The 24,930-nt window shown below is 55.5% G+C and carries 25 protein-coding genes and 1 pseudogene; 18 read left to right on the plus strand and 8 right to left on the minus strand.

Going from position 1 to position 24,930, the window contains the following annotated elements:
* Positions 1–10: 10 nt before the first annotated feature.
* The 16 genes from HNQ81_RS13560 to HNQ81_RS13635 all read left to right on the plus strand — a co-directional run bounded on the left by HNQ81_RS13560 (position 11) and on the right by HNQ81_RS13635 (position 17,620).
* Positions 11–1,150: a RelA/SpoT domain-containing protein gene (locus HNQ81_RS13560; protein WP_183351843.1), complete on the plus strand. Its 1,140-nt coding sequence runs from the start codon at positions 11–13 to the stop codon at positions 1,148–1,150.
* A 159-nt stretch (positions 1,151–1,309) separates the two neighbouring features.
* Complete coding sequence (locus HNQ81_RS13565) at positions 1,310–2,830, plus strand: sigma 54-interacting transcriptional regulator (protein ID WP_183351844.1); 1,521 nt, start codon at positions 1,310–1,312, stop codon at positions 2,828–2,830.
* A gap of 425 nt (positions 2,831–3,255) precedes the next feature.
* Positions 3,256–3,492, plus strand: coding sequence for a hypothetical protein (locus HNQ81_RS13570; RefSeq protein WP_183351845.1), 237 nt, complete (start codon positions 3,256–3,258; stop codon positions 3,490–3,492).
* A gap of 103 nt (positions 3,493–3,595) precedes the next feature.
* Positions 3,596–3,754: a DUF3309 family protein gene (locus tag HNQ81_RS13575; RefSeq protein WP_183351846.1), complete on the plus strand. Its 159-nt coding sequence runs from the start codon at positions 3,596–3,598 to the stop codon at positions 3,752–3,754.
* Positions 3,755–3,847: 93 nt separating this feature from the next.
* The gene (locus tag HNQ81_RS13580) at positions 3,848–5,086 is read left to right on the plus strand and encodes an AI-2E family transporter (RefSeq protein WP_337833459.1); all 1,239 of its coding nucleotides are present in this window, start codon (positions 3,848–3,850) and stop codon (positions 5,084–5,086) included.
* A gap of 340 nt (positions 5,087–5,426) precedes the next feature.
* Positions 5,427–6,290 carry an MlaE family ABC transporter permease gene (locus tag HNQ81_RS13585; RefSeq protein WP_492212468.1) on the plus strand — a complete coding sequence of 288 codons (864 nt, stop codon included), beginning with the start codon at positions 5,427–5,429 and terminating at the stop codon, positions 6,288–6,290.
* 1 nt (position 6,291) lies between these two features.
* Complete coding sequence (locus HNQ81_RS13590) at positions 6,292–7,149, plus strand: ABC transporter ATP-binding protein (RefSeq protein WP_183351848.1); 858 nt, start codon at positions 6,292–6,294, stop codon at positions 7,147–7,149.
* Positions 7,134–8,063 carry an MlaD family protein gene (locus HNQ81_RS13595; protein ID WP_183351849.1) on the plus strand — a complete coding sequence of 310 codons (930 nt, stop codon included), beginning with the start codon at positions 7,134–7,136 and terminating at the stop codon, positions 8,061–8,063. Before HNQ81_RS13590 ends, HNQ81_RS13595 begins: the two co-directional genes overlap by 16 nt.
* A 4-nt stretch (positions 8,064–8,067) precedes the next feature.
* Positions 8,068–8,733 (plus strand): ABC-type transport auxiliary lipoprotein family protein, encoded by a 666-nt coding sequence (locus tag HNQ81_RS13600; protein ID WP_183351850.1) that lies wholly within the window; start codon positions 8,068–8,070, stop codon positions 8,731–8,733.
* Positions 8,734–8,803: 70 nt separating this feature from the next.
* Positions 8,804–10,204, plus strand: coding sequence for a phospholipase D-like domain-containing protein (locus HNQ81_RS13605; RefSeq protein WP_205240255.1), 1,401 nt, complete (start codon positions 8,804–8,806; stop codon positions 10,202–10,204).
* Between the two features lie 34 nt (positions 10,205–10,238).
* Positions 10,239–11,162 (plus strand): hypothetical protein, encoded by a 924-nt coding sequence (locus HNQ81_RS13610; protein ID WP_183351851.1) that lies wholly within the window; start codon positions 10,239–10,241, stop codon positions 11,160–11,162.
* 110 nt (positions 11,163–11,272) lie between these two features.
* On the plus strand, positions 11,273–12,205 hold the full coding sequence (locus tag HNQ81_RS13615; protein ID WP_183351852.1) for a hypothetical protein: 933 nt from the start codon (positions 11,273–11,275) through the stop codon (positions 12,203–12,205).
* A gap of 436 nt (positions 12,206–12,641) precedes the next feature.
* Positions 12,642–13,262, plus strand: coding sequence for a superoxide dismutase (locus HNQ81_RS13620; protein WP_183351853.1), 621 nt, complete (start codon positions 12,642–12,644; stop codon positions 13,260–13,262).
* Positions 13,263–13,293: 31 nt separating this feature from the next.
* Positions 13,294–15,819 (plus strand): DUF6600 domain-containing protein, encoded by a 2,526-nt coding sequence (locus tag HNQ81_RS13625; RefSeq protein ID WP_183351854.1) that lies wholly within the window; start codon positions 13,294–13,296, stop codon positions 15,817–15,819.
* 677 nt (positions 15,820–16,496) lie between these two features.
* Positions 16,497–17,147, plus strand: coding sequence for a PEP-CTERM sorting domain-containing protein (locus tag HNQ81_RS13630; RefSeq protein WP_183351855.1), 651 nt, complete (start codon positions 16,497–16,499; stop codon positions 17,145–17,147).
* Between the two features lie 203 nt (positions 17,148–17,350).
* Positions 17,351–17,620, plus strand: a complete 270-nt coding sequence (locus HNQ81_RS13635) for a hypothetical protein (RefSeq protein WP_183351856.1) — start codon at positions 17,351–17,353, stop codon at positions 17,618–17,620.
* A gap of 36 nt (positions 17,621–17,656) precedes the next feature.
* Here the strand turns inward: HNQ81_RS13635 and HNQ81_RS18185 are convergent.
* Positions 17,657–17,755: pseudogene (locus HNQ81_RS18185) on the minus strand (VIT1/CCC1 transporter family protein); the annotation flags it as partial.
* 297 nt (positions 17,756–18,052) lie between these two features.
* Positions 18,053–18,565 carry a hypothetical protein gene (locus HNQ81_RS13640; RefSeq protein ID WP_183351857.1) on the minus strand — a complete coding sequence of 171 codons (513 nt, stop codon included), beginning with the start codon at positions 18,563–18,565 and terminating at the stop codon, positions 18,053–18,055.
* A gap of 369 nt (positions 18,566–18,934) precedes the next feature.
* Between HNQ81_RS13640 and HNQ81_RS13645 the strand changes: the two genes are divergently transcribed.
* Positions 18,935–19,240, plus strand: coding sequence for a hypothetical protein (locus tag HNQ81_RS13645; RefSeq protein WP_183351858.1), 306 nt, complete (start codon positions 18,935–18,937; stop codon positions 19,238–19,240).
* Positions 19,241–19,368: 128 nt separating this feature from the next.
* On the opposite strand, the gene HNQ81_RS13650 is transcribed toward HNQ81_RS13645, so the two are convergent.
* From HNQ81_RS13650 to HNQ81_RS13670, 5 genes are all read right to left on the minus strand, one after another.
* Complete coding sequence (locus HNQ81_RS13650) at positions 19,369–19,815, minus strand: RT0821/Lpp0805 family surface protein (protein WP_183351859.1); 447 nt, start codon at positions 19,813–19,815, stop codon at positions 19,369–19,371.
* Positions 19,816–19,852: 37 nt separating this feature from the next.
* Positions 19,853–20,293, minus strand: coding sequence for a hypothetical protein (locus HNQ81_RS13655; RefSeq protein WP_183351860.1), 441 nt, complete (start codon positions 20,291–20,293; stop codon positions 19,853–19,855).
* Between the two features lie 190 nt (positions 20,294–20,483).
* Positions 20,484–20,987, minus strand: coding sequence for a hypothetical protein (locus HNQ81_RS13660; protein ID WP_183351861.1), 504 nt, complete (start codon positions 20,985–20,987; stop codon positions 20,484–20,486).
* A gap of 186 nt (positions 20,988–21,173) precedes the next feature.
* A complete protein-coding gene (locus tag HNQ81_RS13665) occupies positions 21,174–21,572 on the minus strand; it encodes a hypothetical protein (RefSeq protein WP_183351862.1) in 399 nt (132 codons plus the stop codon).
* 101 nt (positions 21,573–21,673) lie between these two features.
* On the minus strand, positions 21,674–21,859 hold the full coding sequence (locus HNQ81_RS13670; protein ID WP_183351863.1) for a hypothetical protein: 186 nt from the start codon (positions 21,857–21,859) through the stop codon (positions 21,674–21,676).
* 543 nt (positions 21,860–22,402) lie between these two features.
* Here HNQ81_RS13670 and HNQ81_RS13675 point away from each other — a divergent pair.
* Positions 22,403–23,209, plus strand: a complete 807-nt coding sequence (locus HNQ81_RS13675) for a BON domain-containing protein (protein ID WP_183351864.1) — start codon at positions 22,403–22,405, stop codon at positions 23,207–23,209.
* A gap of 424 nt (positions 23,210–23,633) precedes the next feature.
* Here HNQ81_RS13675 and HNQ81_RS13680 read toward each other — a convergent pair whose 3' ends face one another.
* Positions 23,634–24,818, minus strand: a complete 1,185-nt coding sequence (locus tag HNQ81_RS13680) for a hypothetical protein (protein ID WP_183351865.1) — start codon at positions 24,816–24,818, stop codon at positions 23,634–23,636.
* Positions 24,819–24,930 lie beyond the last annotated feature (112 nt).

A 24,930-nucleotide genomic window follows, 5' to 3' on the forward strand; every position in this document is an offset into this window, starting at 1 on the left:
GAAAGAAGAGATGAAGAAGCACCGGAAAGAGGCGATTCTGCTCTCCTTTCTCAAGGAAAAAGAAAAATATAAGCGCCTGGCCGAGTTTATTGTCGATCTGATCCAGGACGACCCCTCGGCGCCGGAAGAAAGCCTGCATACGGTGATCTATCGGATCAAGGATGAGTCACGGCTGATCGAGAAAATCGATATGCTGAACAGCAGGGTCGCGTCCGACAAGGAGATCATCACCGAAAAAAATTACCAGGCCGCAATCCCCGATCTGCTGGGTGTCAGGATCATCTGCCTGCGCCTCTCCGATGTCGGCAAGATAGAGGGGTATCTCAATCTGCTGGCCAAGGAAAAAATTATCCGTTTCATCAAGGGGCCGGAGCAGAAAAACACCTTCGTTCTCCCTCTCGACCTCGGCGAGCTCATCCCTGAAGGAACGGATCTGCGGTATACCGGCTACTCCTCCATCCATTACCGGATGCAGGTGGGGGAAAATGCCGGCGCCCCTCCGGACCTGGTCAACCTCCAGTTCGAGCTGCAGCTGCGGACGATTCTCGAGGAGGCGTGGAGCGAGATCGATCACAAGTACAGGTACATGCGCAGCCGCAGCGGCATACAGCTGCCGGAGCATATCCACACCGGTTTCTACAACCTGAGCGCCTTCCTCCAGGTCGCCGCCCTGCAGGCCGAATACCTCTGCAGTTCGGCGGAGGCGTTCAACCGGGTCAGGACTCCTGCTTCCGAGGATAAGCAGCCGGCCCGCCGTGGCGATGCGCCGGCTGCTCCCTCCCTGGCCGGGGAGGAACTCGCCGGGATCGATGCCGCGTCGACGATCGCCGCCGATCTGCAGGAGATTCTGGGGGTCGAGGTAACGCCGCGAACGATCATGTATATCGACAAGCGTCTCGGCGAATTGAAGGTCGAAGAAACTGAGGGGAAATCGTTACAACAGCTGTTCGGCAAACGTCGGCTCGCCGAGTTCCGGGCTGTCTTCCAGGAGATATTCACGGCCAAACCTTTTGCCAGTGCCAGCAATCTCAGTATCGATGTGATCAACGCCTTGAATTTCGCCATCGCCTGCGAACTCGAGGGCAAGCGGGTCGCCCGGGAAGGACTGCGGGTGGTGCTGCGGTGGCGGAAGGATCGGCAACGGCGCTGATCCCGTCGGCGCCGGCATGACGGCATTTTTCAAGACGCCCTTAAACAAAGCAGGCCCATGTGATACAATGAATCATCTCCCTTTCCCCGGCATATCTGGACATCGCTGCGCATCGTATCGTGCTGTTACCGCATGAAAAACAATCAGCCCTCTGGAAAAATGGACAAAATCATCACGAAAATTGAAGTCGGATCACCACGGTTGCAGACCCTTCTCAAGGTCTTCGGCAACATCGTCGATTCGATCCGTGAACCTCTGGTCATCCTTGATCCCGATCTGCACGTGGTCAAGGCCAATTTTTCCTTTTACCAGACCTTCAAGGTCAGGCCGGAGGAGACCGAAGGGGAGTTGATCTTTGATCTTGGCAACCGGCAATGGAACATCCCCAAGCTGAGGGAGTTGCTGGAAGAAATCCTGCCGCAGAATTCGGTCTTCGATGATCTGGAGGTGGAACACACCTTCGAGACCATCGGCCGCAAGATCATGCACCTGAACGCCAGGCAGGTCTATCGGAAATCAGGCGTTCCCGAGCTGATCATCCTGGCGATCGAGGATGTGACCGAGCGCGAAGACCAGAAAAGAAATCTTGAGGAACTGGTCACCGAGCGGACGGCCGAACTCATCGTCGCCAGGGAAGAAGCTGAGAAGAAAAAAGAACTGGCAGAGCAGGCCCTTGATGAAATCAAGACGCTGAAGGCCCAGCTGGAAGCGGAAACGGCCTATCTGCAGGAAGAGATCAAACTGGAATCGAATCACGAACAGATCATCGGTCAAAGTGACGGCGTCAAATACGTCCTCTATAAAGTTGAGCAGATCGCCAGCAGCGACACCACCGTCCTGGTACTGGGCGAGACCGGTACCGGCAAGGAACTGATCGCCCGGGCCATCCACAGCCTGAGCCTGCGCAAAAACAGGCCTCTGGTCAAGGTCAACTGCGCCGCGCTCCCCGCCAACCTGATCGAAAGCGAGTTGTTCGGTCATGAGAAAGGCGCCTTCACCGGGGCCCAGTCCAGGCATCTCGGACGCTTCGAAATCGCCAACGGCGCCACCCTTTTTCTCGATGAAATCGGGGAACTCCCGTTCGACCTGCAGGCGAAGCTGCTGCGAGTGGTTCAGGAGGGAGAATTTGAACGGTTGGGCGGTTCCCACACCATCAAAGTCGATGTCCGGATCATCGCCGCCACCAATCGCAATCTGGAGGAGGAGGTCCGCAAGGGCGGCTTCCGCGAGGATCTGTGGTACCGGCTGAACATCTTTCCCATCACCATGCCGCCGCTGCGCGATCGCCTTGATGACATCCCGCTGCTGGTGGAATTTTATGTCAAAAAGATTGCCAAACGGATGGGCAAGACCATCACCCATATTTCCTCCGGTGTCATGAAGGAGCTGCAAGGATACGGCTGGCCGGGCAATATCCGGGAGTTGGAAAACGTATTGGAACGGGCGGTGATCAACACGTCGGGTCCGAAACTGCACCTTGCCGATCAACTGAAAAAACCGGCCCGGTATCTCGCCACGGGAATAGACACCCTGGAAGCGGTCGAGAGAAACTACATCCTCCGGGTGCTTGAACAGACCAACTGGAAAGTCAGCGGCCAGAACAGCGCCGCCGAAATCCTGGGGCTTGATCGGAGCACGTTGCGCGCCCGCATGGCCAAACTCAATATCCACAAAGCCTGATATCCTCCCCGCCTGCCTTGGCGCGCCCACGCCTTCCGGCACAGCCGCCGTATCCCTGCATTCCCCTCATCCCCCGCATCCTTTCCTTGCCGGGGGATGCATTCTCCGGGCTTCCCCCTGTTGCCGCCTTCGCTCCGCAGTGCCGCTGATTGGCATCCTGCCGGGGGCTGGTCATATATGGCCACCGGTGACGATTGACCATTTTCCTATGATTGCCGATGGCCGCCGGGCCAATCCCGTCCCTGTAAAATATCCTTCAATTTCGAGTTGATAGCCAGCAAAATGGGGCGGAATGTCAAGCTGGCACGGGAAGTGGAATAAAAGCAGTGAACACCAGTCTCCTGCCTGACGGGAGCTCTTTGACGCCGCCATCCAGGAAAAACAGGAGTATCGGCATATCAACCTCATTGCAGGGGGAAAATACCATGTCTATCAAACATCATTTTACCAGCGAGCAGGCCCGTCAATTCAGCGAAGATTTCGGCAGCGATTGGGAATGGAGTCGCTCCAGCGAGGGGAATGACCCTGTGGAGCTGAAGGTGGAAGGGTATCGCCCGTATTACCCGCAGGCCAGGGTCGAGGGCAAGGGCCCGTCCTCATCGGCCAAATCCCGTCCGGTCTGCTGTTCAAAAAGGAAGAACCCGTCAGGAAATAGGTCCTGAAAGAGGCTCAACCATTCAACCAAAGAAGTATCGCCCCATAAAGATACCCGGAGGTGAAGGCGTTATTGTTTCACCTTCACCGCCGGCAACAGGAGGATTCATCATGTCAATAGGCACAATTTTACTGATCATTCTGGTACTGGCACTCGTGGGAATCATCCCTATCTGGCCGCATAGCCGATCCTGGGGGTATGCACCGACCGGAGGAGTCGGCCTGATCGTACTGATCCTGGTGATCCTGCTCCTGCTCGGCAGAATCTAGGCAATGCATCTTCCGGGCAAAATCCTGCTCGAGAAGATGCCGGAACAGCACAACCCTGATCTCCGGTTGCCGTGCGCAAGGAGCAATGGCCAAGTGAACAACAACGACCAGACCGACATCCCGGCCAACCCCGGGCCAGAGAAGACGCCGCGCTCGATTGCCTTCCATGTGATCCTGGGCGCGGCGCTGCTGGCCTTCATCCAGACGTTCTCGCTGCTTTCCCCCATCCTGTTGTCCTTTTTGCTGGTGCTGCTGATCTCTCTCGCCGTCAATCCGGTGATTTCCCGGATGCGGGCCTTGACCGGCGGCAGAAAATTGCCCACGGGATTGATGACGGCCGGGTTGATCACCGGCATTGCGCTGATGGGCTGGGCATTGTTCGGGCCGATGAAGGCCTCGATCATCAGCATTTCGGATGCGGTGCCCGATTACTGGGAACGCCTGCAGAAGCCGTTGATCAAAATGGAGCAGCAGGCCGTGCTGTTCGAGAAAAAGCTGCAGGCGGAGGTCAGGACGGAGATCGCCCTCGACGATCCGGCGGCGGCCAAGCTGGAAGCCCACCCCCGCCTGCCGCAGACGGTCCCCGCCAAACCGGCGGAAGCGTCGCCGTCTCTTCGCTCCGGTCTGATGGACATGCTGAAGGGCGCCCTCGGCAGTTTCACCGCCGTGGCCTTCAACGGCGCGCAGATCCTGGTCGTTCTGGTGACGGTGTTCTTTGGCGTGGTGTTCATGCTGATGAATCCCCGTCCGGTCTTTGGCATGATGTTCGCCATGCTGCCCGAGCGACACCACGGGCGGGGCCTGATCATCATGCAGCGCATCGGCAAATTCGTTCCCGCCTGGGCCGGGGCGACAGTGATGGGAATGGTGACCATCGGTCTGCTGGTATTCCTGCTGATGTGGCCGATCTTCGGTATCATGGATGCGCTGGTTCTGGGGATGACGGCGGCGATGCTGGAAGTGATACCCTTTCTCGGTCCGATCTTCAGCACCGTTCCGGCAATCCTGCTCGCCCTCGGCAAGGGGGGGATGACCCCGCTGTGGGTCCTGATCGCCTACATCGCCGTGCAGGCATTGGAAAATAATGTAATCGTTCCTTTCCTCATGGCCCGCGGCATGAAACTCCACCCGCTGGCGGTGATCTTTTCCATGCTTCTGTGCGTGGCCGCCTTCGGGGTGCTGGGCGTGCTGGTCGCGGCACCGCTGGTGGCAATAGTCAGTATTGTTCATAAGGAGCTGTATCGAAAACACGTTCTTCCAACAGTCACCGACGCCGACCTGGATCGCCTGGCCCGAATCGCCCTGCACGAAAAACTGTCCGACGAAAAGTGATCCGGGCAGGCGGAAGACCATCCATTTTGAGGTTTGCTGCAGAAGAGTATCCAAGATCATTCATTAACAACCCTCCGGCGATCACATGCAGCCCCGACTCAGTCCAGCCGACATCTCCCAACCACAACCCGGACTCTTCGTACTATCCGGCTGCTGGACTGCGCGCACGGTAGCCGGCGCAGATCGGAAGCTGGAGGCGATAGGCGATTCCGAGGCTGTAGAAGTCGTGGTCGATGGTTCCCAGCTGGAGGCAATCGACAGCGTCGGGGTATGGCTGCTGCAACAGCAATGTAAAAAAATACGGACTGCAGGACGGTCTGTACGTCTGCGTGACTGGCCTGTGAACGTGCAGAAACTGCTGGATGTCATTGAAAAGCAGATCGATATCCCCGTACTCAGGGCACCGCGCCGATCATTTCTGGAGAAAATCGGCAGGAATGGTGCGGCCGCCTGGCAAGGTATGGTTGCCCTGCTCAGCTTTATCGGAGAATGCGCGCTTGCCCTGGTGCGCATCGGCCTGCAGCCGAACCGCTGGCGCTGGCGACAGGTCCTGAAAAATATCGAGATCTCCGGCTTTGACGCCCTGCCGATCGTCGGCCTGACAGCTTTTTTACTGGGGATTGTTGTCGCCTATCAGGGCGCTGATCAGCTCCGGCATTACGGCGCGAATATATTCGTGGTCGATCTGGTCGGGTATGCAATGCTGCGCGAATTCTCACCACTGATCACCGCCATCATCATCGCCGGGCGGTCAGGCTCGGCCTATGCCGCGCAGATCGGCACGATGGTGGTCACCGAAGAAATTGACGGCATGCGCACCATCGGCATCGAGCCCATCGATTTTCTCGTCCTGCCCAAAATTATCGCCCTGATGGTGGCCCTGCCATTATTGACAGTCTTTGCCGACGTCACCGGGGTCTTTGGCGGCATGTTCATGGCGCGCTCGCAGCTCGACGTCGGCTTCCACGAATTTCTCGCCCGCTTTGGCAGCAAGATAGGCCTGTCAGCCCTGCTGGTCGGGGTCGGCAAAGCTGTGGTATTCGCCGCCATCATCGCCATCGTTGGCTGTTATCAGGGGTTTCGCACCAAGGCCAATGCCGACAGCGTCGGCCGACAGACGACCCGCAGCGTCGTCCAGTCCATTTTTATCGTCATCATCCTCGATTCCGGCTTTTCGGTCATCTTCAGCATCCTGGGGCTTTGATATGCCTGTCGCAACTGATCAGGGCACTACTGCCGAAAATAAGAACCCGGCCGTCATCGAGGTGCGCCAGCTCTGCACCCGTTTCGGCAGCCATGTGGTGCATGCCGATCTGGATCTTCATGTTCGGCAGGGTGAGATATACGCCATCGTCGGAGGCAGCGGCACGGGTAAATCAACCCTGCTGCGGGAAATGATCATGCTGCATCGCCCGGATTCGGGATCGATACAGATCCTGAATACCGACATCCAGACACTCTCCAAAGCGGAAGCACACGTTCTGCGTCAGCGCTGGGGTGTCATGTTCCAGCACGGCGGCCTGTTCGGCACACTCAATGTCCGGGACAACGTCGGCCTGCCGTTACGTGAGCATACCGATCTTGCAGACACGCTGATTGATGAACTTGCAGCCTGGAAGATTACCCTGAGCGGCCTCGCACCGGAGGCGGGACTGCAGTATCCCACCGAGTTGAGCGGCGGCATGCTCAAACGGGCATCCATGGCCCGGGCCCTGGCGCTTGATCCGGAGCTGCTGTTTCTCGATGAACCGACTGCCGGCCTGGACCCGGCCGGGGCCGCCGGCATCGATACCCTGGTGCGCAGCCTGCATGAGCTCTACCAATCGACTATCGTCATCATCACCCACGATCTGGATTTTTTGTGGCAGGTCTCCGACCGGGTCGCCGTGCTTGGCGAAGGCAAGGTGGTCGGCGTAGGCTCGATGGCGGAACTGGCGGAAATGGACCATCCTGTTATTCGCGGATACTTTGACGGACCACGCGGCAGGGCGGCCCAGGCTCAGGCGCAGACCCAGGCCGGAGATCAACAACACACCAGGGGAAAGCCGTGGACACAAAAGTAAATTATGCAATAGTCGGCGTATTTGTGCTTGCCCTTTGCGCAATATTCATCGCCGGCGTTCTGTGGCTTGCGGTCGGCTCCGGCAAGGTCAAAGGATATGGCCTGTATATGTCGGTCATCAATGAATCGGTGGCCGGCCTCAATGTTGATGCGCCCGTGAAATATATGGGCGTAGATGTCGGCAAGGTGCAGCAAATCGAGCTCGATCCAGCCAACCCGCAGGAAGTCCGGCTGCTGTTCGCGATCGAGAAAGGAACACCCATCAGAGAAAACACCGTGGCGGTATTGAAAACCCAGGGTTTGACCGGTATCGCCTATGTTGAATTAAGCGGCAGTACACCGGGTTCACCCCTTCTGGCGGCAAAGGCGCCGGATCAGTACCCGAGGATCCGGTCGAAACCCTCTCTCAACACCCGACTGGAAAACGTTCTGACCTCGGTGTTCGCCAAACTTGACCGAACCTCGGCAAACGTTGACGCCATATTTGACGATGAAAATCGGGAGGAAGTGAAAAAAATTCTCGCCAGCAGCGCACTTGTGCTGAGCACGATTGCCGCTCACCGCCAGGACATCAGCTCATTTATCACGAATGCCGCCAAAACCGCCGACGACACCTCGCGCGCAGCGCCGCAGATCGACCCCATGCTGAATCGCATCAGTAAGGCGGCCGATGCCGTTGGGGCAATGGCCAGGGAGGCGACTCTTGCCAGCACCGACGCCAGAGTGGTTTTTGCCGATGTGGGTTCGGGCGTGCATCAATTCACCGGTGACACCCTGCCGGAAACTGAACGGCTGCTCGCCGAACTCAATACCCTGCTTGTCTCTCTGCGACGATTGAGCGAGCAGACCGAACGCAACCCCAGCAGTCTGCTGCGCGGTCGCCAACCCGTGCCTCTGGGCCCAGGAGAACGATAGCACCATGATACCTGCCGTAAACCAAACCCAACGTTACTGGTATGGCGCCATGGTCCTTCTGCTGGCATCGCTGCTGTCCGGCTGTTCCATGCTGCTCCCGGCCAAATCGCCACCGCCGACGCTGTATTCATTTGACAGCCCGGAATCGATGATGGAGAAAAGGCCGGCCCAGCCGCTGAAAACGGGTGCGCCCGCCCTGATTATCAGCACCCCCCGCGCTGCATCGGGTTTTGACAGCCGGCAGATCGTCTATATCCGGAAGCTGCACACCTTCGAATATTTCCGCCAGAGCCAATGGGTCGATACACCGGCTGCCATGCTCCTGCCCCTGATGGTGACGGCACTGGAACGCAGCGGTCAATTCAGTGCCGTCATCCAGGCGCCCACCAGTGCGGCCGGTCAGCTGCGCCTCGATGTGGAAATCGTTCGCCTGCAGCATGAATTCCTGAAAATACCGGGCTCGGTCCATTTCACCTTGCGTGCGCATCTGCTCGATAGCGCAACCCGAAAGATTCTCGGTTCGCGTGAGTTCGACGCCAGCGTGCCTTCGGCAAGCGATGATCCCTATGGCGGCGTCCTGGCGGCCAGCAGCGCGGTACGGATTGTCATTGAAGAACTGGTCCTCTTTTGTGGGCAGACAGCCGGCAAGCTGCCGGAGATGCAGCCGTAACTGGTATGCCGGCACAGGAAACACAATTATTTAAAATCATTATATATCTTTTTCTCTGGATGTCACAAGTATGACGCGGGGATTGCAAAATACGAAGCTGTGGGTAATGGTGCTGGCCCTGTCCGTTCTGCTCCAGGGCGGCGGCTGTGCCCGTCTGCCGAACGTGGCCAAAATGATTGACGAGACGCCGACATCCCAGGAACCCCGCCGGATCGTTGCCGCCGGCGGTCTGCTGTCACCCCGGCAAAGCGCCGCCATCATGGAACGGCTGCAGCGATCGGTTGATCCGACCGATATCCTCGAACGCCATACCGCCGTGGTGGAATCGGTTACCGAGAGCCCGCTGACCAGGGGCAACAGCGTCGTCCTGCTGGCCGATGGCCCGGCAACCTATGCGGCAATGTTCACAGCCATACGGCAGGCCACAGAACACATCAACCTTGAGACCTTCATCCTCGAAGATGATGCGATCGGCCGGCAGTTCATCGACCTGCTGCTGCAAAAGCAGGGCGAAGGGGTTCAGGTCAACATCATCTATGACAGCATCGGCAGCCTGGATACCCCGGAAGCGTTTTTCAAACGGTTGCGGGACGCCGGTATTCAGGTCGTCGAATTCAATCCGGTCAATCCGCTGAAGCCGAACGGCGAATGGTTCCTGATCCACCCGGACCATCGCAAGATCCTCATCGTTGATGGCAGGATCGCCATTATCGGCGGCATCAATATCAGTTCCGTCTATTCAAGCAGGCTTTCCGGCCGGGCAAAAACCAAAGGCCAGCCGCTGCCATGGCGCGACACCGATGTCCAGGTTGAAGGCCCGGCAGTGACCGAGGCCCAGAAGCTCTTTCTCCAGACCTGGCAGAAGCAGCAGGGACCGGAACTGATCGAACGGGACTATCTGCCTGTCCAGCAGGAACACGGTCCGGCCCTGGTGCGGGTGGTCGGCAGCACCCCGGGCCAGGACAACAGGATCACCTTTGTCGTCTATGTCTCCGCCATCACCTTTGCCGAACATTCGATACACCTGACCAACGCCTATTTCATCCCCGACGACCAGATACTGGACGCCCTGGGCGCTGCCGCCAGGCGTGGGGTCGATGTGAAGATCATCCTCGCCGCCACCAGCGATTCGGCAATGGCCGTTCATGCCGCACGGTACAATTATACCGCCCTGCTGCAGGCCGGAGTGAAGATCTATGAACGCCGCGACTCGATACTGCATGCCAAGACCGCGGCCATTGACGGTATCTGGTCGACGGTCGGCTCCACCAACCTCGATTACTGGAGCCTGCTCAGCAATGACGAGGTCAATGTGGTTGTCCTGAACCGCGATTTTGCAGGAAAAATGGAAGAGATGTTTGCCATGGACCTGGCCAGATCCGACCAGATCCACCTGGAAACATGGCGAAAAAGATCTCCATTGCAGAAGTTCAAGGAGGCGTTCGGCCATATCTTCGTCAAATGGCTCTAAAGAGCGAAAAGTAGTTTATCAGAAGGAGTGACCTATGTCCCACTCACGACGTTGCATCATCCTTGCCGTGCTGGCCGTTATCGTATGGGCGGCAACGCTTGGCCGGCCGGATGATGCCCCGGCTGCCGAGTCGGTCTCCGGCAGCGGCCAGGTGCTGCTTGCCAAACATGCCGCGATCACCGCCGACCTGGAGAAGAATCAATACGGCATGCCGCTGTATCTGGAGTCCATCGAGGAATCCGGCGCATTGCGCGTTGATGTGTACGGCATTCTCGATTCCCCCTTTGCGCCCGTCATGGATGCACTGCAGACGCCGGAGAGTTGGTGTGATATCAACTTCATGCTCCTGAATATCAAGGCGTGCACCTTCCGCCAGGCATCCGACCAACAGTTCCTGACGCTGTACAGCGGCCGCAAATATTACCAGGCCCCGAAAGATGCCTATGAGCTGGAGCTGACTTTTCATGTCGCCGCGGCGCAACAGGAATACATCGATATCGAGCTGGCCGGGGCCAAGGGCCCGCTGGGCACGAAGGATCACCGGAGCAGGTTTGAAGCGGCGCCACTGGCCAACGACCGGACATTCATCCATTTCCGTTACGATTACAGCTTTGGCGCCCTGGCGCGCACGGCCATGGCCAGCTACTATGCGACGATAGGCCGGGACAAGAAGGGTTTCAGCACGAGCGCCGTCGATGGACGGGGAAAGCCCGTCTATGTCGATGGCGCCAGGGGCTCCCTGGAGCGGACGGCGGTCCGTTCGTATCTCGCCATCCAGACGTTCATGGATGAACTCGAAACGCCCGGCAGCGAGCGATTTGAGCGGCAGATAGAGCACTGGTACGATCTGACGGCCCGATTCCCGCTGCAATTGCACGAGATGGACAAGGGGCAGTATCTTGCCAACAAGAGGCGGGAGCATTCCAATCAGCTCAGGCTCCAGAAAGATCTGAACTGAATCGCGGCGGCAACCGGTGCCGCCTCGGTGAACCTCGCCGGTAATCCCTGTTGCCACGGCTGCGCCGCCGGTATCGGCCACAGCCTGTTTTGATCCATACGGAGGACGAGATGAACATCATCACCTGTTGTACGTGCGCTCTTGTCGGTCTGCTGCTGTGCGGCAATGTTTATGCGGCGGAACGCAAGGGCTTTGCCGCAGTCGGGCTCACCCGGCTGTCCGGCGCCAGCGCCGCCAATCTGGCCACGGCCGTCAGAGAGAGCGGCTGCCGTCAGTTTGAATTCAGCTTCATGCCGTTTTTTAACGCCAAGGATCCGTTCAACAACGTCAATACCCTGCTTGCCATCCCCAACGTCGGAAAAGTTGAGACGATCTTCCTTTCCTGGCGCGACGAGAAGGTCATGAATGACGGCTGGGGGAACGCCCTCGCCACTCTCGGCAGACGTGCCGGCGCGGTCAATCGCCATCTCAACGGGGTCCGGAACAAGGTCGATAACATCGTGCTGGTACCGATGCTGGAAGATCAGTGGACCCAGCCCAGGTGGCTGGAGGCCGTCCAAGTCGTCGCCGGGCAACTGGACAGCGGCGACAAGGTCACTTTCCGCCGCTCGGTCAACTCCGGGAACGACATGCCGCCCACGAACATCTCCGCGCGCTTGAAAAACGGCACGAGCCACACCTTTACCTCGACCCGGCTGGAGGCGCATCGGATCGACCATGGCGGCAACGCCCAGGTAATCAGCAATGACGGGCGGCTGGTGTATCAGGACGCCGACATTGCCGGCAAACATGAGACGAAATCTTCGCTGGTCGATGGTCCCGGCGAATCCAGATCGCTCGCGGACTGGACTTCCGACGCCAATGCTTCCGCGAAAGTCAGCCTCCTGTGGCGGCCAAGCTACAACCTGTACACCCGCACCTACGCCCAGAGCCTTATCACCTACCGGAAGCCGGATGTGCTGCTCGAAAATCGATCGGACAGCGACAGCGATCCTGCCGTCAACGCCTTTGAGCAGGAAGTCCTGAAGTCGTTTCTGCACTAAGCCGTTGCATAAAGATAACCGTAACGGTGGAGTGTCGATACCGGCATAAGTGGCCGTAACGAAATGGGTGAAGATGTAATGGTTATTTCGTAACGGCCCCTAAGCTTTTTTCGAAACGGTTCCGGGATGGAGAACCGGCCACCGGAGCCAGGCTGCAACCGGTGTGAACGGCGACCGAGAGGCAGGGTCACATATAACCACTGGTTGGATATGGCCCTGCCACATTGCCCCCAGGCCCGTCCGGGTCATTTTTTTCCAGTCAGATTATCCTGCAATATCATAAACATAGGCGACAGGAATGCGCCCGTCTCCTGCCTGGCATACGAATTGCTTTAGAGAGGGCAGGATCTCTGTGCTTTCTGTCGATTGACAATCTCACCCATCCGTCCCTGACGCTGACAACGGCAGGAACAAACACTTCCCCGGAGGAAATTCGATGAGTACTGATCAGCATGCAGTTGTCTCTCCATTAACCCTGCCGTCACTGCCCTACCCGGATAATGCCCTTGCCCCCGTGATCTCGGCCAATACCCTCGGTTTCCACTACGGCAAGCATCACCGGGGATATGTCGACAACCTGAACAAGCTGGTGGCGGGAACGGACTTTGCGGACCTGCCGTTGCCCAAAATCATCAGCGAGACGGCCGGCAAACCGGACAAGGCAACGATTTTCAACAATGCCGCACAGATATGGAACCACACGTTTTACTGGAACAGCCTCCGGGCAGCCGGCGGCGGCCAACCGCCGGCCCTGCTGAAGGAAAAGATCGAAGCGTCCTTCGGCACCCTGGACGCCTGCAAGAAGGAATTGGCCGCTGCCGCCATGGCCCAGTTCGGCAGCGGCTGGGCCTGGCTGGTGCTGGATGGCGACAAGATCAAGGTCGTCAAGACCGCCAATGCCGAGGTGCCGATGACCGCAGGCCAGAAACCGCTCCTCACCATCGACGTGTGGGAACATGCCTACTACCTGGATTACCAGAACCGCCGCCTTGACTATGTCCAGGCGGTGTTGGACAAGCTGATCAACTGGGATTTCGCGGCAGAAAATCTTGGCTGATTCCCTTTCCACCTGACACAAGGATAAAACGATGAAGACATGGCTGAAATGTACGATGGGTTTGTTTCTGGCGGCGCTGGCAATGGTTTCGCAGGCTTCGGCGGCGAATCAGCCAGTCATGACGGTAGGCCGCGTCTACTCCGTCGAAGGGGACCTGCTCCGGTATGTCCCGGCGGACAAGGATTGGGTTGCGATGGTCAACGATGCGCCCTTGGGAGTGGAGGATACATTCTTCTCAGGCAACCAGGGGCGGGCGGAAATGTACGTCCCCAACGGCACCTGGCTGAGGGTCGGCTACAGTACCCAGGTCCAGTTCATCGCCCTCGACCCGGATCTTTCCGAAGTCGATGTGGCATCGGGGGTAGCCCGGTTCTATAACAAAGGCTCCGAAACGGTCATCAAGGCCACCAGCCCCTTCGGTTACGTCCTGGCCTATCCGGGAACGGCCTTCGATTTTTACGTCGGTGAAAACTCGGTCGAGATCGTTGCGGTGGAGGGGACGGTCAGTTTCATCCACGCGGCAACGGATGCCCGCTACGACGTGGCGGCGGATTCCCCATCGATCCTTGCGGACGCCGGTCAGGTCACATCCGGCAACGGTGGCGTCGAAGCCGACTGGCACCGGTGGAACGTCGCCCGGGACAGTTTCTGGACCGAAAAATCGAGGATCACGGGACGCTCGGTCGAATATCTTCCCCCCAGTCTCCGGGGCGAGTCGTATGCCCTCGAAGAGAATGGCAGATGGGAAAGCGTATCCTATGAAGGGTCATCGCGCTGGTTCTGGCGGCCCACGTCCGTCGCCTCGGGATGGTCGCCCTTCACCGCCGGCCGCTGGACCGACTGGCATGGGGACCAGGTGTGGATTCCCTCGGAGCCTTTCGGTTACGTCACCCATCATTACGGCAACTGGATGTATGTCCAGGATTCGTGGTATTGGGCGCCGCCGGTGGCGAGCAGACGCGCCGGGCTTTCCCTGCTGGACATCGGTTTTTTCTGGTCTCCCGGCAGGGTGTCGTGGATTCATCATGACAATTATGTCGGCTGGGTACCGCTGGGACCCCGTGAGACCTACTACAGTCACCGCCGCTGGGGAGGCGCCCATGACAGGCAGTATACCGACAACATCGGCCGGATCAATCTCGATATCGGCAGGTATGCCTACGCCGGTCAGGCTATCATCGTCCCTCGCGACAATTTATACCGGGTGGATGATTACAGGGATGTCCGGGTGCGCAACATCACCTCGACAACGATCATCAACACCTACAACGCGGCGCCGGTGGTCAACAACACCGTCATCAACAATTACCTGACGGACAGCCGGCGGTACACCTACACCAGCAGAACGGTAAAGGCCAAACCCCACGTGTCGGTGCTCAGGCGGATCGAAACCAACGCGACCGCAGTTCGGCAGGGGGAGAGGGAAAACTCGACCATGATCCGGAAGCAGGTCAGGAATCTGCAGAAAGGACGCGTCAGCCGCGACGGCCGTATCGAGGCACCCATAAGCACGAACTATATCGTGCCGGCGACTGAGATGAACCGGCCGGCATCGGAAATGAAATTGCAACAAAGGAACATCAGAACCGGAGCAAAGGCAGATCAACCGGCAGGGCAAAGATCGGTGCGCCCAGCACGACCGGCGCAGGTTGAAGGGCCAGACGCCAGACCCGAGCGTATGGCGCCGGCGAAACCCACTCAGGGTACGTCATCGCAACGCACGATCGAAAGTCCGAGGGGTCAGCAGCAGAGAAAAGGCCCGGTAGCTCCCACCAGGGAAGTACGACCTGAAAGGGACGCTGTGGAGCAACCGCGAGTGCAATCGCCGAAGCGGGAGAATGTCGAGAAACAGAAGAACGTACAACCCGCACGCAAGGTTGTAGAGCAACCGCGGCAGGACAGACAGCCCCGGCAGACGGTGGAGCAGCCGCGAGTGCAATCACCGAAGCGGGAGAACGTCGAGAAACAGAAGAACGTCCAACCCGCAGGCAAGGTTGTAGCGCAACCGCGGCAGGACAGACAGCCCCGGCAGACGGGGGAGCAACCGCGAGTGCAATCACCGAAGCGGGAGAACGTCGAGAAACAGAAGAACGTCCAACCCGCAGGCAAGGTTGTAGAGCAACCGCGGCAAAACAGACAACCCCGGCCGGCGGTGGAGCAACCGCGAGTGCAATCACCGAAGCGGGAGAACGTCGAGAAACAGAAGAACGTCCAACCTGCAGGCAACGCTGTAGAACAACCGCGACAGGACAGACAACCCCGGCAGGCAGTGGAGCAGCCGCGAGAGCAATCGCAGCAGCGGAAGGCAGTCGAGAAACAGAAGAACGTCCAACCCGCAGGCAAGGTTGTAGAGCAACCGCGACAGGACAGACAACCCCGGCAGACAGTGGAGCAGCCGCGGCAGGATAAACAGCCGGAAGGACAGCAAACGGGCAAAGCTCCCGGCAAAAAACAACCGCAAAAGGAACTGACCGCGGAAGAACTAGAAAAAATCAGACTGCAGAAGGCGCTGGAACAAGAAGGGAATAAAGCGCAGGGAAAATCCGGCAAGCACTGAAATTTCCAGTCCCAGGGATCATCGATGATGGAAACGGACATCAGCAGTCCGTGCTGCTGAATTCAAATACCGGACTGCTGCCCGGTCAAAAAGTGGGAAGGCCCCGTTGACCAGTCGTCGAAAATATCGGCACTGATGCAAGGGGGCCTTTCCTTTTTGAATATCATCCCGTTCGCGCAGTGTTGATGTCTCTGTCTTCGCCAAGGCACATCCCAACCTTGAGTGATGAAGCCGGAATGATGCTACATGACCATTGGTTGCATGTGGCCCTTTCTCAAAGACTATCGCCTGCCGGCGCACCAAGAATTTTACAGGTTTATCTATCAATACCCGGTGCATAGGCGACTTGAAAACATAAACAACCGTCCGGCACAAGAACTGCAAGATACTCTATAATCGGATATCAAAAACCCTTTCTGCCTAACCCAAAAGAGAAGGATAGGGCAGAAGCGTCAAGAGTAAATTCCTGTAAAATCAGTCATCCCAGCGTAGGCCGGGACTCGGAGAAGCGGGGAGCATTGTGTACTCCGATTGTCATCCTGCGCCCAAAAAACAGGCACCAGGAAAGCGCCTTTCTGCAAAGCCTTCAGAAGGTATTGATTTTTTTTGTTCGAAGGGTCGCAGGTTCAATTGTGAATCTGGATTCTGCAGTCAAATCTCGTCTCAAGGAGAAAAGCATGAAAAAAACAATGTTAAAGAGTTTAGCACTGGCAGTCATTGGCTCGATGTGTGCGGTTGGGGCTGCCAATGCAGCGATGCTGGAAGGTGGACTAAGCATGACAGGTGCGTATACTCCTGTTGATGCTCAGGGTGACGCCACTACAATACCACTCGCCACGGGAATTGATTTTGGTGGGTGGTATGATGGTGGTCCTGACAACACTTTTCTGGTAACAACGGCAACTGGTGATTATGCAGGCCTTTCCGGCAACACGGCTGGAATTATAAATAATTTCCAGTTTCTTCCAGAATTTACTGCCACTGGCACACCACTCTGGTCAGTTGGTGGTTTCTCGTTTGAAATGGATTCTGCTACCTCAAATTGGGAAACCAAGGGTTTGAGCTATAATCTTCATATTTACGGATTGGGTACGATGAGTGCAGCAGGTTTTGAAGATACACCGGGTGTCTGGAATTTTACCGGGCAGGGAGCGGACAATGCAAACTTTTCATGGTCTGCGTCTGCCGCTACCGCACCCGTACCTGAACCGGCAACGATGCTGCTGTTTGGCACCGGCCTGATCGGCCTGGCCGGCTTACGCAGAAAAATCGGTAAAAAAACGGGCCCTCTGCAGAAAGACGAGCAGGGCCTGTTGACAAGAGGTTGAAGGTTTCACGGTAATGTAAATCATCAAACTTTGAGTGTATAGATCTTCATAGCATCCCGTGGTACGGTTTTATCGAACGAAACACGGCCAAAAGGATGCTATGAAGCTCACAAACTGATTTAAAATACACAGAAGAGAGACTCCTCCAAATCACATTTTTTTGTCTGATAATCGGACAGCCAATTAGAAAAAATAGCACCACCATGACACTTCTTCAAGTACATCAAAAAGCAGCTCTCATCGTAATGCGTATTTTCAGGTGGGACTTGCAGCTTCATTTTTTCTGGGGCTTTACCTTGACCCTGCTCGGTGTCTATTGGTTGCCGCTCTATGGTGCAGGTATAACGATAACTGTGATAAAAGAATTTCTGGACGTATGGAGCAAAGGATCATGGAGTTGGGGTGATTTTTGGTGGGGTATCGTCGGCTCAGGAACAGCGTTCCTGTTTTTATATACACGAGGTATGGGGTGATCTACTGAACGAAAAAAGGGATAACTCAAGTTTTTCGATCAAGCTGGCGGCGGAAACGATCCCGTCGTTGGCGCCGAGGACGGCGGCGCGGAGCCAACCGATGCACTGTGTTCGGTATTGTTCTGCCTGTCTCATCTTGAATACTTTCTCCGGGGTCATGTGTTGGGTCAAGTGCTCCTCTGGAGTCATCCCACCTTCGTTCTCCCACTGTTCTGGTGCGTGCTCTTTCATCAGTTTCGTGCTGTCGGCATGTGGTTCAGGTGCCGGATCAGATGGTGCATGGGGAATAAAAAATTCCAGAATTTGATGGCGGACGATGAGGAGATCCGCCCAGGACTGAATGGCGGATAATCCTGGCAACAAAAGGATTGAAAAGTTTGATCTTTGACAACTTTGCAGGTTGTATGCGGTTGATACTGCTGATTAATCCAGCTACTGATCCTCGCTTTTCACCTCAGCCATGGCCTCCGGTTCGAGTTCCTCGACGTGTACGTTCTGTCTCAGAAAGAACCCCCATGCAATCAACAACCCTGCAGCCGCCACCCCTATCATTGCTGCTTGAGGCAATAGCGTCGGCTCTTTGTGCATGAGTTGAAAAACAGCCACCAGGCACTCGATCGACAGTGACACGACAACCACAATCATAAACCGCGACAGGAAACGCCGCACGCGCGTCGGTGCGCTCATTCCCGCCTTTCGCACGACCTCCTCCTCGAGAACGGTCTGGCCCAATTCGAGCGCTGCAACGGCGATAGTCAACAGCCCAATGCTCTCCAATATTGAATCGAATCGGTTTCGCAGCGAGGCCTGTTCGGAAACCCAGAGTCCATGCCAGAGTTCCAGTCCAGCCATGACAATAAGGGAAAACCCGCAAAACAGGAAAAAGCCGACAACGACCACGTAGCCGATGATAAAAATTCTTTGAACAATGTTCGTCGCATCCATATATTATTCACCAAGTCTCAAGTGCATTACCCGCTGCAGAGGTAGAGGTCTAAAGTTATCATTATAAGTTTCTGAGCATCACGCTCAAAATAAATAATACTGCCTGTATAAAATGATAATGGAAGTTTAGAAACATTCTTTTTAGCAGCCATTACAGGTATACTATAACCTGAGAAATGGACAGTTAGAAGAGATGTTTCTGGACAATTAATTTTCGTTGAAGATTCGAAACCCTCAGGGTTGAGATAGACAAATCCAATCTCAACCGATTTGGCATTGATCTCACAATTTACCTTCCTACTGAATGTCTGATGTTTAAATGCGAACGGATTTCCGACACCAATTAAAATTCTCAAGGGTACTACCAAAATGAAAATTTCAGACTGGCTCGATCAAAAAGAAGCCGAAAACGTGGACGTATCTCAAATCGCACTGCCTGCAAATATGTTAGCTGGTGAAGACCCGGATGAGACTATTTTTTACAAAGAGTTCAGGCCATGCGGGCTGTTCTGCACAGAAAATCATCCTTTTTCTACGGTCGAACGATTTGGTCATTGGTATCTCTGCAGAGGTCAAGACAAGAAAGCCGGGATTCATTCATCAAAAATGAAGTGGAGTATATTTACAAAGGATAAAGATTTTGCTCTCCAAACAGCTCGAGCGCACATGGAATAAAGAAGAAAGTCGGTCGCGAAAAACGAGGGTGCCCTCAGCCTGCAAGTCGTCCACACTCGCTCGACAGATGCACCCGAATCAGGACCTTGTGACCACAAACACTTCGTTTTGCGGGATGAATCGTGTTGCTATTGAATGACCCACCGACCGCTGGCATCACGGCAAGCTGTTGAATAGGTTGTCTCATTTCTCCCATCGATCACCGCTTGAATTTCTGCTTTCCGACAGGTACCGGATGAACTTTGGACCGCGGGCTGGGGGGTGACCGTATAGGTGTTTCCAGAATCGGGATTCTGCCAACTGCTCTGCCGTCCGGATGGGCCGGTCTCATACACGTAATTGAGCTGTTGGCGGTCGTATTTATCCATTTCATTACCGACGATGTACCCGAGCATTGTGCCAACGGCGACACCGATCAAGGTTGCCTCGGTACTTTTTCCGATAGCCTGCCCAACCACAGCCCCGCCCACTCCTCCCATCACAGCCCCTGATTGGCCTTTGTTGTACTGACCGGTGCATGATGCAAGAGGGGTCATCAATGCCAACGCCAGTACCACCGCACTCAATTTTTTCATAATAATCCTCATTAGTTCGAAATTTTATTCTTCTCAGTCAGCCCACGGTTTCATTTCGATCCGTTTCTTTTTCTGTTTGCACCGCTTCTTTTTTGGCCTTCGCTGACCCTTCTCTGATGAAACTGTACCCGCACTGACCGCCGCAAAGAGCTACTTCGTCAATGTCCCGTTGATCAATGGGGAAAATCCTGCAGGATTGCGGCCTGCATGTGCTGTACCAAAGGCAGCCCCTCTGTCTTGTCAGCAAGGGGCAGGTGAACAGCATCTTACAGCATGTGCCGCATTGACTGCAGGTACCGTGACGGCGTGAAAGTTGTCGCTGAACATACTTTTTTTGAAAATGAACCAGCCAGAATCGCTTCACTTTACCGCTGGAACTGAGCACAACGTGTCCATCCTGCAATGTTTCCGTCAAAGAGAGAAACACATGCTTGAAAAGAGTCGATAATCCGGCAACATGGGAAAATCGTCCATCCATACTCTTACTCTTCTTCTTTGTTCGCGGTGGTTGGATCAACGACCGGGAAATTAGAGCTCAGCAAAACTCAGATCAGAGATAACTCACCGAGAGTCAATAGCTTTCTTCATAGATACACATCAAGAATACAGACCGCCTGTCCAACGACTGAACAGTGCGGTCTGTAGTGGAGCTTTCTGTACTGGGATGGTTATTTCGGCACATCTACCGCCTTGGAGGCCAGTTTATACTCGATCCCCTGGTCCGGCGGCGATGTCAGTTTGACCACCTTTATAAAGCCATAGCCCATACCGGCATGACAGTCATTGCATGAGGCGATGACGGCGGTGTATTCCTTGGTGAAGGTCGCCATGTCCTGTGCCGCGATGGCGTTGTTGACCGGGGCAAACTCTTCCTTATAGAATGTCGCCCAGTCCGGATATTCTTTCGGCTTGGTGATCTTGGCCGGATTCATGGCATTGTCCATGTACTTGGACATATACGACGCCAGAGCCCAGTTCCCACCCTCGGCGGCATAAAACATGTTCTGGAATCTGTCCCCCACCTCACGCATCGGCACGGCGAATTTCGGCAATGCGCTCATGATGCCATCGATTTGACCCTGCGTGTCCTCTCCCGCCGCGCTCACAGACAAACTGCTCCCAGTGACGATCAGGCATGTCACTGCCAGTACCTGCACGCTCTTTTTCAACATAGTGGTATCTCCTGTTCCGGTTTTGCGATTCATCCCTGTTCAAGGACCAAATCGTTCAAATACTGCAGGCCTTCGGCCTATCTATAACGAAGAGATGGAGGAAGGCCGACCTTTATTGACCCACGATAACCGGCAGACCCGCCGGGATATTCCTGCGGGTTTGCGGCACTGCACACCGAGAACGACCTATTTCGTTTCACTCGTTGTCGTCGTCGTGGTCTGTTTCTTTTCGATCGTAGGCACCCCTTCGGTCGTGGTCGTGGTCTTACGAACCACTACCTTGGTCGCGACCATTCGATCGCCTTCCTGGGTGTAATACACCGTCACCGGCAACCCTGATCTTACCGTCTCCATGGAGACGGGCATACCTGCATCGTCAACATAGGTCGTGCTCTTGGTGTAGGTGTAGTTCATCGGCGATGAACTGGTTTCCGACCGGATGATCAGGGTGTCGGGATTGATCTCGCTGATAGTCCCGGCGGATTCCGTGGTGACTGTTCTGACAGACACGTTGTTTTGGGCAAATACTGCGCCCGGTGCTGCCAGGAGTGCTAAGGCAAATACGACTGAAATGGTTTTTTTCATGGAATTCTCCTTTAAAGTTATGTTGATATGCATCGGGTATGAGACTTTGCAATCCGCAGAATTGCTCTCTGCAGGCTGTTAACCGCTGAACGGACCGGCACCTATTGACTCTCGGTAGTCGTCGTCGTGGTCCTCCTCTCCTGGCTGATAGGTGTTTGGGTCGTCGTGGTGGTCTTCTGAATCACCTCTTCCGTCGTCTGCTGTCTTGGCTCCGAAGCACAGGCCGCCATGGTGACGACAAAGAGAAAAAGACCGACATACGAGATCATGACATTTCTTGTTTTCATACCAGTTCATCCTCTCCACAAAGTTGTGGCAAAAATTTGGATACGGAATCAAACAGAGCGATAGGCTCACCAGCCACGTTGCTGGACGTTTCTTGTTCAGCTGTCTACAGAGTTCCAATTATTGTGCCAGGTCGCCCCTATACCGCTTATTGATCATAAGGACCTGTATTATATCAATAAAATATATGGAACCGCCCTGTCTGGCCATCATCATTCTTCCTGTGAAATAGGTTGTATTCAACCTCTGACCATATCTGACCTTTTTCGCCCCGCCCTGGTCGTGGTCACGATAGAGTTTTTGCTCAATGCTTTATTCCTTCAAATCGGGAAGATGGCCACTTTGTGCCACAGATCGAAGCGCTGGCACAAAGTTTGCAATTATTAAGTTATCGAACAATTGCAGATACAGTCTCAGCAAGTACCGGTGGAACGTCATCGTCGGCAGGAGAATGGGGAGAAAGAGAGCGTTGTTCGTGTTGGTTAGTGGAAAAGATATTCCATCGATGGTGATGAAATGGACCTCGGAGAAAGGAGCACTACGCCATGAGAAAATCTACGCCTCGTCTGGATCTGCTAGAATCTGTGGCTGCATTGTTTTCTCTCAATCGCCCTCTGTTTGCCCCCAAGCCACATGAATACATTGAATCAACCGTCAGAAAATCCTATGTGTTCAAGTCCTTTCTCAAAGGCGACGACATACACATGCTGTATCAAAATGGCGTTGTCACTTTGACCGGGACGGTGTCGGACGAATCCCACAAAGCACTGGCCCGGGAAACAGTTGCCAGCCTGCCGGGAGTCCAGCAGGTTGAAATCAGACTGAAAGAACATGGGCAGGTCCCTGCCGAGAATTCCGATGCCTGGCTCGTTTCCAGGGTAAAATCGATACTGTGGTTTCATCAGAACATCGACGCCGACACGATCGAGATCAGCGCCAAGGATGGCACCGTGACCCTGCGCGGAGAGGCCGCCAGTGCGGCCCAGAAGAAATTGATTTCCAGGTACGCCCGGGACATTCAAGGTGTCCGAAAGGTCAGCAATGAGATTTCAGTACCCACCGCCACGCCGAAGGCAGGCCACAAACCTGTGGCCTTGACGCCAACGGTTGCGGGAGAGGCCATCGATGATGCCTCCATCACTGCCCTGGTCAAGACGACACTGCTGTATCATCACTCGACGAGTTCACTCGATATCATTGTCGAAACGAAAGACGGCGTGGTCAAACTGGAAGGCAAGGTCGGCAATTGGCCTGAAAAAAACCTGATAACACAACTGGTGATCGACGTCCACGGGGTCAAGATGGTGTTCAACAACATGACCATCGACAGAGCCATGTTCCACGATCAATGAAGAATACGGGCTAGTCGCCACCTACACGGCGGTCCTCCGACAGGTCTTGGAAGATCGCCCACTCACCTGACTCAACCTCAAACCAGAAGGAGAATAGACGATGAAACACCAACAGAAGGGCAAAAAGAAAGACAAAGTCCACTAGGTCAAGGGCAATCTTCAAGCGACCATGGCCCAAAAAAACATGGAGAGCGGTTCAGACATCCAGGCCACGGTCGAAGATGTCAATGTGACCGATGCAGGCAAACATGCTCATGCCGAGGTTGTTGATAAAAAATAGGATGCTGGATCAATACAACGGTGGGCGTTCCCAGGTAGTGGCTTGAGACCGGGAGAAGCTCACGCAAAATGACAGTGTCCATCCGGAACACAATGGATGGACACTGTCTCTTCCCGCGGGTTTTCTTGCGGGCTTTTTTCACGTCTAGAACTGGAAGCGCAGGCCCACGCCCAGACGGCTCGCATCGCTGGAAATCAGTTCTTCGGCAAAGCAGCGTCCTTCGACAAAGAGCGAGGTCTTCATGCCGGCTGCTGTCTCGTGAATCAGGTATCCCATGTTGACGATCAGATCGATCTCACCATCGTTTCCGGACCAGTAACCGAGCCCGCCACCCATGTACAGCTTGTCGTTGAAGTAGTAATTGAGCAGGGCATCGGCAATGAAGGCAGCGTCTTCGCCATCGTCGCCCTCAAAACGGGCAAACCCGCCGACCATTCCCAGCACGGAAAATTTCTCCGTCAAGGGGTACTCATAGCCGACTCGGGCGAAGACATAGTTGGCCGGATCGAACTGATGGGCGTAACCGATATCGACCACCGGTCCTCCCTTGCGCTCCGCAATCTCGATCTTCATGGTCTGCAGACAATCGTCAGGCCGTGATTCGGCACCGGTATTGTCGATCACCACAGCGGTGACCGTATACTGGGAAGATTCACAGGGGATGGTGAACTCCTGGACATAGGGGGCTTCCGTGTCGATTTTCTCGCTCACGACCTGATTGGAGGCATCCAGCAGGCGGAAGACCACGCTGGCAATGGTGCCATCGGCATCGGTAGAACCGCTGGCGTCAACAGTGACCACCTGACCGCATTTGAGCTCGGTGGTGGACAGGGTCATGGTGCAGACCGGACTCTGGTTGACAGGCTGCGGAATCGCCTCGACATTGCTCAGGCTGACGTTGCCGCAGATAACGGGAACGACAAACTGGTACCGCTGGCCATCCTTGTCGATGTAGAACCTGTAGGCATCGAAGGCTGCCTCCCCCTCCCAGGTCACATCCTTGATTGCCGTCACCGGACCTGTGCCGTTTTTCCTGAAGAGCATCCAGTCTAACTGCTCCCCGGGGGCAACCTGGATGGTTTCAATTTCGGCGGTCGGGAACTGGCGCATGAAATCCGGATACAGCTCCGGATTACCGGCCTTGACAAACCCGGCCTCCAGATCGGCGCCGTTCTGATCAACCATCGTCCGAAGGTCTGCCTCGGAGGTCATGGTCTGACGATAAAACGGGTGATCCCCCAGTCGTTTCAGCGATACGGCAGCAAAGGCAGGTGACGCGCACACCCCGACCAGGAATATCCCTACTGCCAGCAAAACGTGTTTTTTCATCTCTCTGTTCTCCTTGTGTGATGGGTTGGTATCCTGACTCCTCTTCGTGCCCGCCATCGGGCACAACCACATGCTTTCAGGCTCAGACCAGAGCCGTCATGCAAAAATAACA

The sequence above is a fragment of the Desulfoprunum benzoelyticum genome (assembly GCF_014201505.1).
GTDB classification, from domain to species: Bacteria; Desulfobacterota; Desulfobulbia; order Desulfobulbales; family Desulfocapsaceae; genus Desulfoprunum; species Desulfoprunum benzoelyticum.